Genomic DNA, 13,294 nt, shown 5'->3' on the forward strand with positions numbered 1-13,294 from the left:
GTCACACCTTGGTCGCGGCGCGCCCGCGGGCGGCGTACGCCACGGCACCGGCGATGAGCAGGACGAGCCCCACGCCGATGATCCCGGCCACGCCGACGGGGATGCCGCCCACCTCGCCGTAGTCGGCCAGCCCCCACGTCACCAGGTGGTCGCTCGCCTGGCCGAGGAAGCCCTTGTTCTCGGCGACCGCCTCCAGCCCGTCGGGCGAGGACGAGGCGAAGAACGACACGACCCCGGCCAGCACCAGCGTCAGGCCGACCCCGCCGAGCAGGAACGGCCTGAGCTTGCCGGAGGCGGCGGCCGGCTCCGGCTCGTCCACGGTGGTGGTCGCGCCCTCGGCACCGCGCAGGACCAGCGGCTTGGCCAGGCCGCGCGCGCCGTACACGAGGTCGGGCCGCACGGCCAGCACCGTGCCGACCGTCACCGTCGTGATCAGCGCCTCGCCGATCCCGATCAGGACGTGCACGCCTCCCATGGCCGCCGCCACCGCGCCCACCTCGATCGGCGCGGTCCCCCCGATCCAGAACAGCAGCGAGAACACCAGCGCGGAGGCGGGCACGGAGACCAGCGCCGCCAGGAACGCCGCCACCGCCACGCGTCCCCTGGTCAGGCCCGTGACCAGCCGGAAGACCCCCCAGCCGACCACCACGGTGACGATGCCCATGATCGTGATGTTGATGCCGAGCGCGGTCAGCCCGCCGTCGGCGAAGAACACGCCCTGCACGAGGAGGACCACGGCCATGCACAGCACGCCTGTGTACGGCCCGACGAGTATCGCGGCCAGCGCACCGCCCAGCAGGTGGCCGCTGGTGCCGGCGGCGACGGGGAAGTTCAGCATCTGGACGGCGAAGATGAAGGCCGCGACGAGCCCGGCCATTGGAGCGGTCCGATCATCGAGCTCGCGCCGCGCCCCGCGTAGACAGACGGCCAACCCGGCCGCGGCGACGACTCCGGCTGAGACGGATGTCGCCGCATTGAAGAAGCCATCTGGTACGTGCACGGCACACCTCCTGCAAGAGCAAACGGTCCTACTTTAGGACATCGTCTTGCACCTGCATATAGATGGCAATTAGCGCAAGATCCTTCTGATGATCGTCCGCGCCGTGAGCCGCCGCACGACGGTGCTCAGCCGCCCCTTCCCCGACGTCGCGTACGGCCGCACGCTCCTGAGCAGCGCCGCGCCCCACCACCGCCGCGGCGCCGCCACCGTCTCGGCGTCGGTCTCGATCCTGAACCGCGCGGGCGGCCCGCCCAGATCCAGCTCCAGGTACGCGTCCCAGGTGCCGGGCGGCAACCAGCCGACCCCGAGCCTGGCCACGAAACCGCCGCTCGGCAGCGCCACGACGCGCTCGAACCGCTCGCGCCCGCTGCGCCGCTCGCGCCAGACGACCCGCCTGACCGCCGAGCCCGCGGGAGCGGCCCCCGCGACGCTGACCTCGCCGTCGACGATCAGCCGGTGCCCCAGCGCCCACCGCGTCCCGAGGAGCCGCACCGTGCCGGGCACCCCGACGACGTGGCCGCCGACGTCGATGCTGAGGTTGCCGTTGTCCCTGGTGAAGTACGGCAGGGCCACGACGGCGCCGATCAGCCGGGGCGGCGGGCGGTTGACGCCGCTGTCGCGCTCGGCCCCGAGCCGGCCGAGCCGCACCACTCCTTCGATCTCGACCGCCACCCGCAGGTCCCAGATCCCCGAGCCGAGCGCGGACACCTCCACCCGCGCGGTGAACTCGCCCCCCTTGCGCTCGGCCGGGACCACCACCTCGACGGCCGGTTCGTCGCGCGCGCGCAGCACCACGGCCAGGCCGTCGTCCGCGCTGATGCCGTCGAGCCCGGCCGTCCCCCGCACCACGAGGCTGTCGCCGTCCCAGCACAGGCCGGTCAGCCTGCGCCGCACGGCGGCGCTCTCGATGCGGGCCAGGCGCACGAGGCGGTCGAGGTCGTCGAGCGCGGTCACCCGCTGCCTGTCGACGCTGTTGAGCAGCTCGTGCACGCCGGGGGTGTACCACTCGTCGCAGAGGGCGGCCACCTCCCGCGCGATGTCCTTGCGCCGTACGTCGTCGCTGTCCAGGAACACCGCCCCGAGCTGCGCGAACGCGTCCAGCCTGAAGTGCCTGCGCAGCAGGTGGTCGCGGAGCGGGCCCGGTTCGACGTGCCCGGCCATGAGGCGGATCGGCGCCCTGATCATGGCCAGCCACGCGAGCGGGTCTCTGCTGCCGCGCTGCTGCATGATGCTGGAGCCGTCGGGCCTGGACACGAGGTGGTAGCAGTCGTAGTCGGCCACCACGGAGATGGCCCCGGCGTGGCAGTAGGCGTGGACGGTGAAGAGGATGTCCTCGCCGACGAGCATGCCCTCGCCGAACCTGATGCGGTGGCGCTCCAGCAGGTCCCTCCTGAACAGCTTGAAGCAGCACAGGCTGTTGTAGACGTTGCTGTCGCCGAGGGTCACCCGGTCGGCGCTCTGCTGGAACATCGACACCGGCGCCCGCCTGCCGTGACCCACGATCTTGCCGAGGACGATGTCGGAGCCGTTCCTGTCGGCCATGGCGACCATGCGCTCCAGCGCCTCGGGGCCGAGGTAGTCGTCGGCGTCGCAGAAGAACACGTAGCGGCCCGAGGCGTGCTCGATGCCGATGTTGCGCGGCCGGCCCGCGCCGCCGCTGCCGTCGATGTGGACGACCTTGACGCTGGCCTTGTGATAGGCGGCGTAGAGGTCGAGGAGCTCGGCGCTGCCGTCCGTGGAGCCGTCGTCGACGACGACGATCTCCTTCTTGACGCGCTGCACGAGCACGGAGGTGAGGCATCTGTCGAGGTAGGCCCGGCAGTTGTGTGCGGGGATGACGACGCTTACGTCGACCGCGTCGTCGCCGTTCCCCGTTGCAGACATCGCCACCACCGCCACCACTTCAGAGAGTCACGTTGCGCTGCCGTCTCGCTTCAGTATGTGACGAGCCCCGGCCCCTGCGAGGGCCGATCGTATGTCTTCACCCCGTGCTTTTGCAGCCAACGGAGATTTACGGCATTCCGCTGATAGCCCCTGGCAGTACCACATTTATCCTGGACCGAATGGGTTTCAGGAATGAGGTTTTCCTACTGAGGAATAGAAACCTCTCCGCCAGGATCATTTGGCTAACCCCGGCCGTTCCCCGGTGATCCGCTCGACGGGCTTGCGCGTCTACAGTTAGGCAACCTTGACCGGGAGGTGGCGGGAAATGGCATCGGATCTCCGCAGGCGGGCGTCGGACGACTCGCCCGTGCACTCTGCTGAGTTCATCGTCTCCGCGGCTCGCTTGGAAGAGCTGCATCAGTGCTCCGCCGTGCTCCGCCGTACGAGATTGCGCGCCGAGGAGATCGTGGACGAGGCGCGGACCTTGCTGGCGGAGGCCGAGCAACGCGGCGACGCCGACCGCGTCCTGGAGTTGCGCGCCCAGCTGGAACAGACGCGCGGGCTGTACCGCAAGGTGCTCGACGCGTACGTGACGATCTGTCGCCAGATCGCCGAGGAGCGTCAGGCCATCCTGCAGGAGCAGATGGGGTTGTCAGGTGTGGCCTGACGGCGCTAGTGTCAGGATATGCCTGACGACTGGAAGGACAAGATCCGCTGCTCTTTCTGCCACAAGAAGAGCGCGGAGGTGAGCAAGATGATTGCCGGTCCCGGTGTGCACATTTGTGACCAATGCATCGAACTGTGCAATGAAATCCTCACACAGGAGCGCCTCGCCACCTCTACCGAGCCCCGTCTCCCGACGTGGGAGTCGATGACAGAGGAGCAAATTCTCGACCATCTCCCGAAAATCGCCGCCGTGCAGGCTCAGGTGGACGACAACCTGCGCGACTGGGTGGCGCATCTTCGCGGCAGGGACGTCAGCTGGGAACGCATCGGCACCTCGCTCGGCATGACGCGGCAATCCGCATGGGAACGATTCAGGAGTGAGACCTAAAATGTGAACCGTTGTGACATGTGGGGCGTCTTATGGTCAGGGAGGCCCGACATGCGCGTCCTACACGGTCTCACGGCGCCCGATCTGGAGGAGCTCCAGCTGGAGCTGGCCCTGATCCTGGCGCTGCACGAAGAGGCAGAGCGATCGGCTGCCCAGTGAACGGGCTCCAGCTCCCCGGCCGTACCGGGGAGCTGGAGCAGGGGGACGGATCGGCACTCCGTAGGATTGCCGGTCATGCTGCGCTGCGCCGTGCTTGACGACTACCAGGGAGTGGCTCTCGGCCTGGCCGACTGGTCGAGGGTGCGGGCCACCGGCTTCCGCGACCACTTCGCCACCCAGGACGACCTCGTTGCCGCCCTCCACGACCACGAGGTCGTGGTCATCATGCGGGAGCGCACGCCGTTCCCGGCCGAGGTGTTCGACCGGCTGCCGAACCTGCGGCTGCTCATCACCTCGGGCATGCGCAACGCCGCCGTCGACCTGGCCGCCGCGCGGGCGCACGGGGTCACGGTCTGCGGCACGGGCAGCGGCTCGACCGCGCCGGTGGAGCTGACCTGGGCGCTGATCCTCGGCCTCGCCCGCCACCTGCTGCCCGAGGCGACGGCCCTGCGCGCGGGCGGCCCCTGGCAGGCCACCGTCGGCACGGACCTGCACGGCCGCACGCTCGGGCTGCTCGGGCTCGGCAAGATCGGGTCCCGGATGGCGGCGATCGGCCGGGCGTTCGGCATGGACGTGGTGGCGTGGAGCCGGCACCTGACCGAGGAGCGCACGGACGCGCTCGGCGTGCGGCTCGCCCCCGGGAAGGACGCGCTGCTGTCCGAGTCCGACGTCGTGTCCATCCATCTCGTGCTGAGCGACCGCACGCGGGGGCTGATCGGGGAGCGGGAGCTGTCGCTGATGCGGCCGTCCGCGTACCTGGTCAACACCTCGCGGGCGGCGATCGTCGACCAGGAGGCGCTGGTGGCGGCCCTGCGGGCGGGGCGCATCGCGGGGGCCGGGCTGGACGTGTTCGAGACGGAGCCGCTGCCCGCCGGCCACGCGTTCCGCACGCTGCCCAACGTGCTGGCCACGCCGCATCTGGGGTACGTGACGGAGCTGAACTACGGCACGTACTTCCGCGAGGCCGTCGAGGACATCGACGCCTTCCTGGCCGGCGCCCCGATCAGGGTCCTCTGACCCGTCAGTCGGCCCGGCTCCTGGCGCGGAAGGCGGCCGTCTTGACGCGGTTCTGGCAGGCCGTGGAGCAGAACCTGCGGGTGCCGTTGCGCGAGCCGTCCACGTAGACCCGGTCGCAGTGCGGCGCCGTGCAGACCCCGAGGCGGTCGCTGAACTCGCTGCCCAGCACGATCGCGAGCCCCGTCGCGCAACTCGCCGCCCACTCGCCCGCCAGCGTGCCGCCGGGCCCGTGGAAGTGCAGGTGCCAGGGCTCGCCGTCGTGCCGCTCCAGCATCGGCCTGGCGTGGCTCTCCTCCAGCAGCGCGTTCACCTCGGTGGCCGCGGCGTCGATGTCGTCGGCGGCCACGGCGGCGAAGACCGTGCGCAGGCGCGCGGCCACCTCCGCCAGCTCGGCACCCTCGGCGTCGGTGATCTCGCGTTGATCCGGATAGACCGTACGCAGGCTCTCGGTGGCGGCGGCACCGGCGCTGCCCGGCGCCGGATAGGCCCGTCCTCGCTGCTCGCCGGGGGTCAGCCCGTTGACGAGCGCCACCGTGGTCCTGACCACGCCATCCGTGTGACTGTTGTAATCCAATTGACCAGTTACACCTTTGTGTTCTAGGTTGTGACTGCCCAAAGCATAAAAGACAGTCACAAGGAGACGTACGTGCTCACTCACGATGCCGCATTGGAGTGGATCGCGCGCTGGGACCGCCAGCAGGAGGGCTATCTTCCCGACCGCGAGGAGCGTTTCACCGCCCTGATCGACGCCGTGGAGGCGCTGGGCCGGCCCGACCCGGTGGTGATCGACCTGGGCTGCGGCCCCGGATCCCTGTCGGCGCGGCTGCTCGACCGCCTGCCCGAGGCGCGGGTGATCTCGGTGGACGCCGACCCGCTGCTGCTCGGGCTCGGGCGGGCGGCGTACCCGGGGCTCACGTTCGTCGCGGCGGACCTGCGTACCGGTGGCTGGACGGAGCTGCTCGGGCTGGACGGGCCCGCCGACGCCGCGATCAGCACGACGGCGCTGCACTGGATCTCCGCCGAGGACCTCAAGGGCGTGTACGGGCAGGTGGCGAGCGTGCTGCGCCCCGGCGGGCTGCTGCTCAACGGCGACCACATGGACAGCGACGACACCGCCCCCACCCTCGCCCACCTGGAGCGCGCCGTCCACGACAGGGAGACGGAGCGGGCGTTCGGCGCGAACCCCCCGGAGGACTGGCGGGCCTGGTGGGACGCCGTCGCGGCGGACCCGGCCTTCGCCGAGCTCAGCGAGGCGCGCCGGACCACGGCCGGGGCCACGCACCACGGCTCGGAGTCGCACCTGCTGTCGCATCACGTCAAGGCGCTCGAAGAGGCCGGCTTCCCGGAGGTCGGCACGCTCTGGCAGCGAGGAAACAACCGCTTGCTTTGTGCCGTGCGCGGCTGACCTCTATACGACTAACCAAGCGCTTGCTACGCTCCGCCCATGATGTCCACGGTTGTCTGGGGCACGGGCAACGTCGGCCGCGCGGCCATTCGCGCGGTCGAGGCCCATCCGGGGCTGAAGCTCACAGCCGTACTCGTCCACGATCGGGACAAGGTCGGCAAAGACGCCGGCGACCTCGGCGGGCTCGATCACGAGCTCGGGGTCGCGGCCACCGACGACGTCGAAGGAGTCCTGGGCGCGAGCCCCCGCGCGGTGGTCTACGCGGCCTCCGGCGACCTGCGCCCCCAGGAGGCCCTCGCCGACGTCACGAGGGCCGTGCGAGCCGGGGCCGTCGTCGTCACCCCCTCCCTCTACGCGCTCTACGACCAGCGCAACGCCCCGCCCGAGCTGCGCGAGCCGGTGCTGGCCGCGATCGGCGAGGGCGGCGGCTCGCTGTTCGTCTCCGGGATCGACCCCGGCTGGGGCAACGACGTGCTGCCGTTGCTGATCAGCGGGCTCGGCTCCACGATCGACGCGATCCGCTGCCAGGAGATCTTCGACTACTCCACGTACGACCAGCCCGACTCCGTCCGGTACCTGGTCGGCATGGGCCAGCCGATGGACTACGAGCCACCCATGATCGCGCCGACGGTCCCGACCATGGTGTGGGGCGGCCAGGTCCGGCTGATGGCCAGGGCGCTCGGCGTCGAGCTCGACGAGATCCGCGAGACCCGGGACCGGCGCGCGCTCGACGCCACGGTGGGCGAGTTCGAGGCGGGGACGCAGGGCGCGGTGCGGTTCGAGGTGCAGGGCATCGTCGAGGGCGAGCCCCGCATCGTCGTCGAGCACGTCACCCGCATCCACCCCTCCTGCGCGCCCGACTGGCCGACGCCGCCGAACGGCGTGGGCGCGCACCGCGTGATCATCGAGGGCCGGCCGCGTATCGAGGTCACGGTGGAGGCCACCGACGAGGGCGGCAACCTGTCCGCCGGCGGGAACGCCACCGCGGTCGCCCGGCTGGTGGGCGCCATCGACTGGCTCGTGGAGGCCGGACCCGGCCTGTACGACGCGCTCGACGTCCCGCTGCGACCCGGGAGACTCGGAGGCAAACGACCGTGAACATCGACATCCCCGCCGGCAAGGACCCGATCGCGTACGTATGGGGCGAGATGGTCCCCGGCATCGGGATCGCCGCCTCGAAGTTCTCGATGTCGGTCTACACCCACACGACGCTCGGACTGCGCGAGTTCGAGGCCGCGCGGCTGCGGATCGCGCAGATCAACGGGTGCGCCTTCTGCCTCGACTGGCGTACGGAGCGGGACGGGCAGAAGGTCGAGGACACGTTCGCCGAAGCCGTCACGGAGTGGCGCACGACCGGCGCGTTCGACGACCGCACCCGCCTGGCCGCCGAGTACGCCGAGCGATACGCCCTGGACCATCACGGCCTGGACGAGGAGTTCTGGACCCGGATGGCGGCGCATTACAGCCAGCTCGAAATCGTCGAGCTGAGCATGTGCCTCGGCTCGTGGCTGGCGTTCGGCCGCCTCAACCGCGTACTGGGCCTCGACACCGCGTGCACGCTGACCGGCGGCTCATCACCCGCCCCCGGAAGATGAGAACCATGAAGTGAGGGACCGCATGAGCAGCACCGGAAAGTCCTCCTCCCCCGACATCTCCCGCCGCGGCTTCCTCGTCGGAACCGGAACCCTCCTGGGCGCGGCGGCCCTCGGCCGCCCGGCCGCCGCCGCTGCCGGCCCCATCGCCGACGGGGCACGCGTGCCGGCCCTGGTCATCGGCACCGGGTACGGCGGCTCCGTGACCGCCCTGCGCCTGGCCCAGGCAGGCGTCGACGTGCACCTGATCGAGATGGGCATGGCCTGGGACACCCCCGGCTCGGACGGCAAGATCTTCTGCAACACGCTCCAGCCGGACAACCGCTCCTACTGGCTCCGCACCCGTACGAAGGCCCCGCTCAACTACTTCCTCGGCTTCCCCATCGACCGGGACATCCCCCGCTACACCGGCGTCCTGGACGCCGAGGAGTTCAGCGGCATCACGGTCTACCAGGGCCGCGGCGTCGGCGGCGGCTCGCTGGTGAACGGCGGTATGGCCGTCACCCCCAAGCGCGAGAACTTCGCCGCCATCCTGCCCTCGGTGAACCCAGCCGAGATGTACGACACCTACTACCCCCGCGCGAACGCCGGCCTCGGAGTCGGCCTCGTGGACCCGGCCTGGTTCGACACCACCGACTGCTACCAGTACGCCCGCGTGGGCCGCAAGCACGCCCAGCGCTCCGGCTTCCCGTTCACCTTCGTGCCGGACGTGTACGACTGGGACTACATGGAGCAGGAAGCGGCCGGAACGGCCACCAAGTCGGCCCTGGCCGGCGAGATCCTCTACGGCAACAACCACGGCAAGAAGTCCCTGCAGAAGACGTACCTCGCCCAGGCCAAGGCCACCGGCAGAGTCACCGTCTCCCCCCTGCACAGGGTGACCTCGGTCGTGCCCGCCTCCGGCGGCGCCTACACGGTGACCATCGAGCAGCTGAACACCGGCGGCGACACCACGGCCACCAAAACGGTGACCGCGGACCGGGTGTTCTTCGCGGCCGGCAGCGTGGGCACCAGCAAGTTACTGGTCAAGCTGAAGGCCACCGGCGCGCTGCCCAACCTGAACGGCGAGGTCGGCAAGGGCTGGGGCGACAACGGCAACGTCATGTGCGGCCGCGCGAACCACCTCTGGGACCCGACCGGGTCGCTCCAGTCGTCCATCCCGTGCTGCGGCATCGACAACTGGGCCGCGGGCGGCGCCTTCGCGGAAATCGCCCCGCTTCCCACCGGGATCGAGACTTTCGCGTCGTTCTATCTCTCCATCACCAAGAACCCGAACCGGGCCCAGTTCGCCTGGAACGCCGCGACCGGAAAGGTCGACCTGAACTGGCAGACGGCCTGGAAACAGCCGTCCATCGACATGGCCAAGACCATTTTCGACAAGATAAACGCGAAAGAAGGGACCATTTACCGTACCGATTTGTTCGGCGTCTACAAGATCTGGGGCGACCATCTGACGTACCACCCGCTCGGGGGCGCCGTTCTGAACAAGGCGACCGACAATTACGGGCGGCTGACCGCCTACCCCGGGCTGTACGTCATCGACGGGTCGCTGATCCCGGGCAACACCAGCGTCAACCCGTTCGTCACCATCACGGCCCTGGCCGAGCGGAACATCGAGAAAATCATCGACACCGACCTGTGAGCACCCGGGAAAAGATTTGAGGCCCGCACCTCGGCGGGCCTCAATCTGGGCGTCGTGTCATCGCTTGGATCAATGATGACGTCAGTTACACGCGATCGTCAAGAAAGCCTCATGGCAAGGCCCGGAAACAGCAACCTTTTACGCCGATATTTTCCCTTATATCCCCACCTCCGGGGCCTATGGTGGAAGGAAAGCCGAAGCGGCTCCGCGGAGGAGGCTGCGATGAGAGAGCACTTCGTCTGGGTGACGACGCGCCGCATCAGGCCGGGCGCGTTGGGGGAGTTCGAAAGGGCCTGGCGTCCGGACCCGTACCCGGAGGGCCTGCGCCACGCCTACGCGTACTGGTCCGAGGACGGGCAGGAGATCACCGGGGTGTCGTTCTGGGACTCGAAGGAGGCGTGCGACTCCTGGCGGAGCTCCGAGGCCGAGAACCGCCGGCGCGAGATCATGAGCCCTTACGTCCTTGAGGAGCGCGAAGGCTTCTACCTGGGCCGCGAGCTCGGCGTCCCCGTACGGTGAGCCACCGGCCCGCCGGCCGCGTCCGGCGGGCCGGGTCATCGCCGGTCACGGGTTCATGCCCGAGTCCAGCCAGTTCTGGAAGGTCGCCACGTTCGCCTCGCCCCACGCGCCGTCGCAGGGCATCTCTCCGGTGATCAGCTTGTCGAGGATCCGCTGGCCGTTGTGCCAGACGTCGTCGTAGCTCCACAGGTCGAAATAGCTGAGCATGGCCTGCCGGTCCATCTCCCGGAAGAGCGGCTTGATGTCGGCGGCGAAGCTGGGCGCGATCTCCATGCCAGGTCTTGTATCCGGATTTCCGGGGATTCACACGCCGCCGGGACACTCCGAAACCTGCTCTGACCTGGCCATATGACGTCAGGACCGCCCAGGGCACAGCGCGGAGGTCAGCAGCGCCACGGCCGCCTTCTCGGGATCGCCCGAGAACGGGGTCATCGACAGCGCCACCTGCCGCGACCCGTCGGCCGAACTGAACGCCACCGTGAGGTAGCCGGAAGCGCCCCCGCCATGGCCCAGCGCGGTGCCGCACGGCAACGGCGCCAGCTCCAGGCCCAGCCCGTACGTCCCCTTGGTCACGCCGGGGTCCTTCATCTCCTTCAGCAGGGCGGCGGGCAGCAGTCTGCCCCGGAACAGCGCGCGATAGAACCGGTTGAGGTCCTGCGTCGTGGAGATGATCTCACCGGCCGCACCGGCGATCGTGGGGTTGAACCGGGTGACGTCGACCTTGCCTCCCTTGGTGACCGGCTCGTAAGCGTGGGCGTGCGGCCCGGGAATCTCCGGCGAGGAGCCCGGCAGAAGGGTGTGCCGCAGGCCGAGCGGCCGCAGGATCCGCTCCCTGATCTCCGTCGCGTACGGCCTGCCCGTGACGCTCTCGATCAGCATCCCGAGCACGATGTAGTTGGTGTTGGAGTAGCCGTACCTGACCCCGGCCGGAACTCGCGCGGGAGTTCGTCCGCCCTGGCCACCAGTTCGCTCGCCGTCCAGGACCGGAAGCGTTCCTTGGGGACGCTCGCCTCGTCGAACAGGCCCGCCGTGTAGTCGGCCAGGCCGCTGGTGTGCTGGAGAAGGTGCCTGATCGTGATGTCGGACCCCTTGTCCACGAGCCCGGGTAACCACTGCTCCACGCTGTCGGACAGCTCCAGCCTGCCCTCTTTCACGAGCTGGAGCACCACGGTCGCCGTGAACGACTTGGTCACGCTTCCCACCCGGAAGCGCCCGTCCACCGCGGCCGCCTGGGCCCTGCCGATCCGCGCCCTGCCGCTGGCGCCACGCCAGGTCCTGTTCCCGTCACGTACTTCGACGACCGCCGCGACCGCGCCCGCATCGACGATCCTGTCCAGCAGAGCCTGGTAATTCGCCCGATCGCCGGCGTTCGGCCCGGCCGCCGCGACCGCGGGTGCCGCCGCCACCGCCGACGTGACCAGACCCGCCGCGACGGCCACGCTGACGTACTTCCTCTTCACGTTGCTCCTCCTCCCGGAGCCCGCCTCCCGGCCTCCACCACATCAAGATCAGCCATGGCGGGGCGGTACGGCATCGGAGGAACCACCTACGGCAACCCTGATATCGACCGGCGTCCTCCACCGCGGGAAGTAGGCCGAATGGCCACGGCGGGGCGCGTGCTGGTGTCCACCTCGTAGTCGTACGGGCCGAACGCGTGGATGCCCCTGAAGGGCCGAGCAGCTGCTCAAGGAGGGGCAAGCCCACGCGTTGACGTCACCGGCGGGGACGGTCGATCGCGGAGCCCGCAAGCTGTGGGTCGACGGCCGGAAACGAGCCGTCACCGAACAGGATCCGCGCCGCCAAGGCACGACCGGCACGCCCGCGCAGCACGGCCACCGCCGCCTCCGCTGCCGCAGGGGCTCGGATACCGGCGAACACCCGGCGCAACAACAGCCGCCCCCGGAACCGGGACCGCAACGCACCCCCGTCGTACAGGCTCAACACGCGCTGGTCACCAGTACGCAGATACCCGGCGGCGACCGCCGCGGCCAGTTCGGACATGCGTAGGCACGGGTCCAGCCCACCGGCCGTCAGCGGCGACACCGCGCCCGCCGCGTCCCCGACGAGCAGCCCCGCGGGGCACGCCAACCGTCGCAACACACCGCCGACCGGGATCGGACCACCTCGCCGCTCGACCGGCCCGGTCGGCGCCGCCCGGCCGGGCGCGTCCGCGGCGAAGGCGTCCAGCAGGTGGCGGAGGCCGGTGCGCATCGCGTCCGGATACCCCGCGACACCGACATGCGCGTGCCTCCCGTCGTCGATGACCCACCCCAGGTACCCCGGAGCGACCCGAGGGTCCAGCACGCAGTGGAACGCCGGGGCGGTCGCGCCCGGTGCGATCGGATGGACGATCTCGGCACCGACCAGGAACCGCCGGTTGACATCAAGGCCGAGATCACGCGCCACCCGGGAACGGGCCCCGTCCGCGCCGACGATGAACCGCGCCGTCACCGGCTCCGCACCCGCGAACCGTACGAGTCCCATCGACGCGTCGACATACCGTACGCCCAGCAGGACCCGGGCCCCGGCCGTCTCCGCCGCACGGCGCGCGTGCTCGTAGACGGCCGCCATGTCAGCCACGCGGTACTCGTCCCGCTCGCTGGTCAGCCGGATCGGCGCCCGCCGCGACGGCGGATACAGCAGTACGTCCCGTACACCGGGCCCGAGCAGCCGGTCCGGCAGGTCGAAGTCGTCAAGGGTACGACGCACGAAGATCCCGGTCGTACGGATGCCCGTCGACAGCGACCTGCGCCGGTCGACCACCATCACGTCCAGCCCTCGCAGCGCGAGCAGGCGGGCCGTGCGCAGGCCGGCCAGGCCCGCACCCACGACCAGTACGTCCACTGTCCGCATACCCAGCGACGGTACGGGCGGCGCCCCACCCGCGGGACCATCTGCACGCGACCCACCCAGTACCTCTACACCGTCGCCACACCCTGGCTCGCGACAGCTGCCGGCGGCCGTGATCGTGAGTGGTGGTGGGGGCTGTCGCCGTATCCGCTGCCGCGTCGGGCATCGCGGA

The 13,294-nt window shown here is 70.1% G+C and carries 13 protein-coding genes and 1 pseudogene; 8 read left to right on the forward strand and 6 right to left on the reverse strand.

What is annotated here, in order from left to right:
- Window position 1: 1 nt before the first annotated feature.
- Both ACIBQ1_RS18990 and ACIBQ1_RS18995 read right to left on the reverse strand, forming a co-directional pair.
- The gene (locus ACIBQ1_RS18990; protein WP_397279022.1) at window positions 2–1,000 is read right to left on the reverse strand and encodes an energy-coupling factor ABC transporter permease; all 999 of its coding nucleotides are present in this window, start codon (window positions 998–1,000) and stop codon (window positions 2–4) included.
- A gap of 69 nt (window positions 1,001–1,069) precedes the next feature.
- Window positions 1,070–2,884 (reverse strand): glycosyltransferase family 2 protein, encoded by a 1,815-nt coding sequence (locus ACIBQ1_RS18995; protein ID WP_397279024.1) that lies wholly within the window; start codon window positions 2,882–2,884, stop codon window positions 1,070–1,072.
- 325 nt (window positions 2,885–3,209) lie between these two features.
- Here ACIBQ1_RS18995 and ACIBQ1_RS19000 point away from each other — a divergent pair, with 325 nt between their 5' ends.
- The 3 genes from ACIBQ1_RS19000 to ACIBQ1_RS19010 all read left to right on the forward strand — a co-directional run bounded on the left by ACIBQ1_RS19000 (window position 3,210) and on the right by ACIBQ1_RS19010 (window position 5,114).
- Window positions 3,210–3,551 (forward strand): hypothetical protein, encoded by a 342-nt coding sequence (locus tag ACIBQ1_RS19000; protein ID WP_397279026.1) that lies wholly within the window; start codon window positions 3,210–3,212, stop codon window positions 3,549–3,551.
- Between the two features lie 18 nt (window positions 3,552–3,569).
- On the forward strand, window positions 3,570–3,938 hold the full coding sequence (locus tag ACIBQ1_RS19005) for a ClpX C4-type zinc finger protein (protein ID WP_397279027.1): 369 nt from the start codon (window positions 3,570–3,572) through the stop codon (window positions 3,936–3,938).
- Between the two features lie 234 nt (window positions 3,939–4,172).
- Entirely contained in the window at window positions 4,173–5,114 is a 942-nt protein-coding gene (locus ACIBQ1_RS19010) for a D-2-hydroxyacid dehydrogenase family protein (protein ID WP_397279029.1), read from the forward strand.
- A 4-nt stretch (window positions 5,115–5,118) separates the two neighbouring features.
- Here ACIBQ1_RS19010 and ACIBQ1_RS19015 read toward each other — a convergent pair whose 3' ends face one another.
- Window positions 5,119–5,688, reverse strand: coding sequence for a CGNR zinc finger domain-containing protein (locus ACIBQ1_RS19015; RefSeq protein ID WP_397279030.1), 570 nt, complete (start codon window positions 5,686–5,688; stop codon window positions 5,119–5,121).
- Between the two features lie 72 nt (window positions 5,689–5,760).
- Here ACIBQ1_RS19015 and ACIBQ1_RS19020 point away from each other — a divergent pair, with 72 nt between their 5' ends.
- The 5 genes from ACIBQ1_RS19020 to ACIBQ1_RS19040 all read left to right on the forward strand — a co-directional run bounded on the left by ACIBQ1_RS19020 (window position 5,761) and on the right by ACIBQ1_RS19040 (window position 10,272).
- Window positions 5,761–6,519, forward strand: a complete 759-nt coding sequence (locus tag ACIBQ1_RS19020) for a class I SAM-dependent methyltransferase (protein WP_397279031.1) — start codon at window positions 5,761–5,763, stop codon at window positions 6,517–6,519.
- Window positions 6,520–6,558: 39 nt separating this feature from the next.
- Window positions 6,559–7,617 carry a dihydrodipicolinate reductase gene (locus tag ACIBQ1_RS19025; RefSeq protein WP_397279033.1) on the forward strand — a complete coding sequence of 353 codons (1,059 nt, stop codon included), beginning with the start codon at window positions 6,559–6,561 and terminating at the stop codon, window positions 7,615–7,617.
- Entirely contained in the window at window positions 7,614–8,114 is a 501-nt protein-coding gene (locus tag ACIBQ1_RS19030; protein WP_397279035.1) for a carboxymuconolactone decarboxylase family protein, read from the forward strand. Before ACIBQ1_RS19025 ends, ACIBQ1_RS19030 begins: the two co-directional genes overlap by 4 nt.
- A 22-nt stretch (window positions 8,115–8,136) precedes the next feature.
- Complete coding sequence (locus ACIBQ1_RS19035) at window positions 8,137–9,753, forward strand: GMC oxidoreductase (protein WP_397279037.1); 1,617 nt, start codon at window positions 8,137–8,139, stop codon at window positions 9,751–9,753.
- Window positions 9,754–9,975: 222 nt separating this feature from the next.
- Window positions 9,976–10,272 carry a hypothetical protein gene (locus ACIBQ1_RS19040; protein ID WP_397279039.1) on the forward strand — a complete coding sequence of 99 codons (297 nt, stop codon included), beginning with the start codon at window positions 9,976–9,978 and terminating at the stop codon, window positions 10,270–10,272.
- A gap of 45 nt (window positions 10,273–10,317) precedes the next feature.
- On the opposite strand, the gene ACIBQ1_RS19045 is transcribed toward ACIBQ1_RS19040, so the two are convergent.
- The 3 genes and pseudogenes from ACIBQ1_RS19045 to ACIBQ1_RS19055 all read right to left on the reverse strand — a co-directional run bounded on the left by ACIBQ1_RS19045 (window position 10,318) and on the right by ACIBQ1_RS19055 (window position 13,125).
- Complete coding sequence (locus tag ACIBQ1_RS19045; protein ID WP_397279041.1) at window positions 10,318–10,545, reverse strand: hypothetical protein; 228 nt, start codon at window positions 10,543–10,545, stop codon at window positions 10,318–10,320.
- Between the two features lie 81 nt (window positions 10,546–10,626).
- Window positions 10,627–11,732, reverse strand: a pseudogene (locus ACIBQ1_RS19050) (serine hydrolase domain-containing protein).
- A 253-nt stretch (window positions 11,733–11,985) separates the two neighbouring features.
- Entirely contained in the window at window positions 11,986–13,125 is a 1,140-nt protein-coding gene (locus ACIBQ1_RS19055; RefSeq protein WP_397279042.1) for an FAD-dependent oxidoreductase, read from the reverse strand.
- Window positions 13,126–13,294 lie beyond the last annotated feature (169 nt).

The organism is Nonomuraea sp. NPDC050153 (assembly GCF_044460125.1).
GTDB lineage: Bacteria > Actinomycetota > Actinomycetes > Streptosporangiales > Streptosporangiaceae > Nonomuraea.

Excerpts from the sequence above, each read along its gene's own strand:
- ACIBQ1_RS19045 (WP_397279041.1), bottom strand. The coding sequence starts at position 10,545 with ATGGAGATCGCGCCCAGCTTCGCCGCCGACATCAAGCCGCTCTTCCGG.
- ACIBQ1_RS18995 (WP_397279024.1), bottom strand. The coding sequence starts at position 2,884 with ATGTCTGCAACGGGGAACGGCGACGACGCGGTCGACGTAAGCGTCGTC.
- ACIBQ1_RS19040 (WP_397279039.1), top strand. The coding sequence starts at position 9,976 with ATGAGAGAGCACTTCGTCTGGGTGACGACGCGCCGCATCAGGCCGGGC.
- ACIBQ1_RS19035 (WP_397279037.1), top strand. The coding sequence starts at position 8,137 with ATGAGCAGCACCGGAAAGTCCTCCTCCCCCGACATCTCCCGCCGCGGC.
- ACIBQ1_RS19010 (WP_397279029.1), top strand. The coding sequence starts at position 4,173 with ATGCTGCGCTGCGCCGTGCTTGACGACTACCAGGGAGTGGCTCTCGGC.
- ACIBQ1_RS19000 (WP_397279026.1), top strand. The coding sequence starts at position 3,210 with ATGGCATCGGATCTCCGCAGGCGGGCGTCGGACGACTCGCCCGTGCAC.
- ACIBQ1_RS19055 (WP_397279042.1), bottom strand. The coding sequence starts at position 13,125 with ATGCGGACAGTGGACGTACTGGTCGTGGGTGCGGGCCTGGCCGGCCTG.
- ACIBQ1_RS19005 (WP_397279027.1), top strand. The coding sequence starts at position 3,570 with ATGCCTGACGACTGGAAGGACAAGATCCGCTGCTCTTTCTGCCACAAG.
- ACIBQ1_RS19025 (WP_397279033.1), top strand. The coding sequence starts at position 6,559 with ATGATGTCCACGGTTGTCTGGGGCACGGGCAACGTCGGCCGCGCGGCC.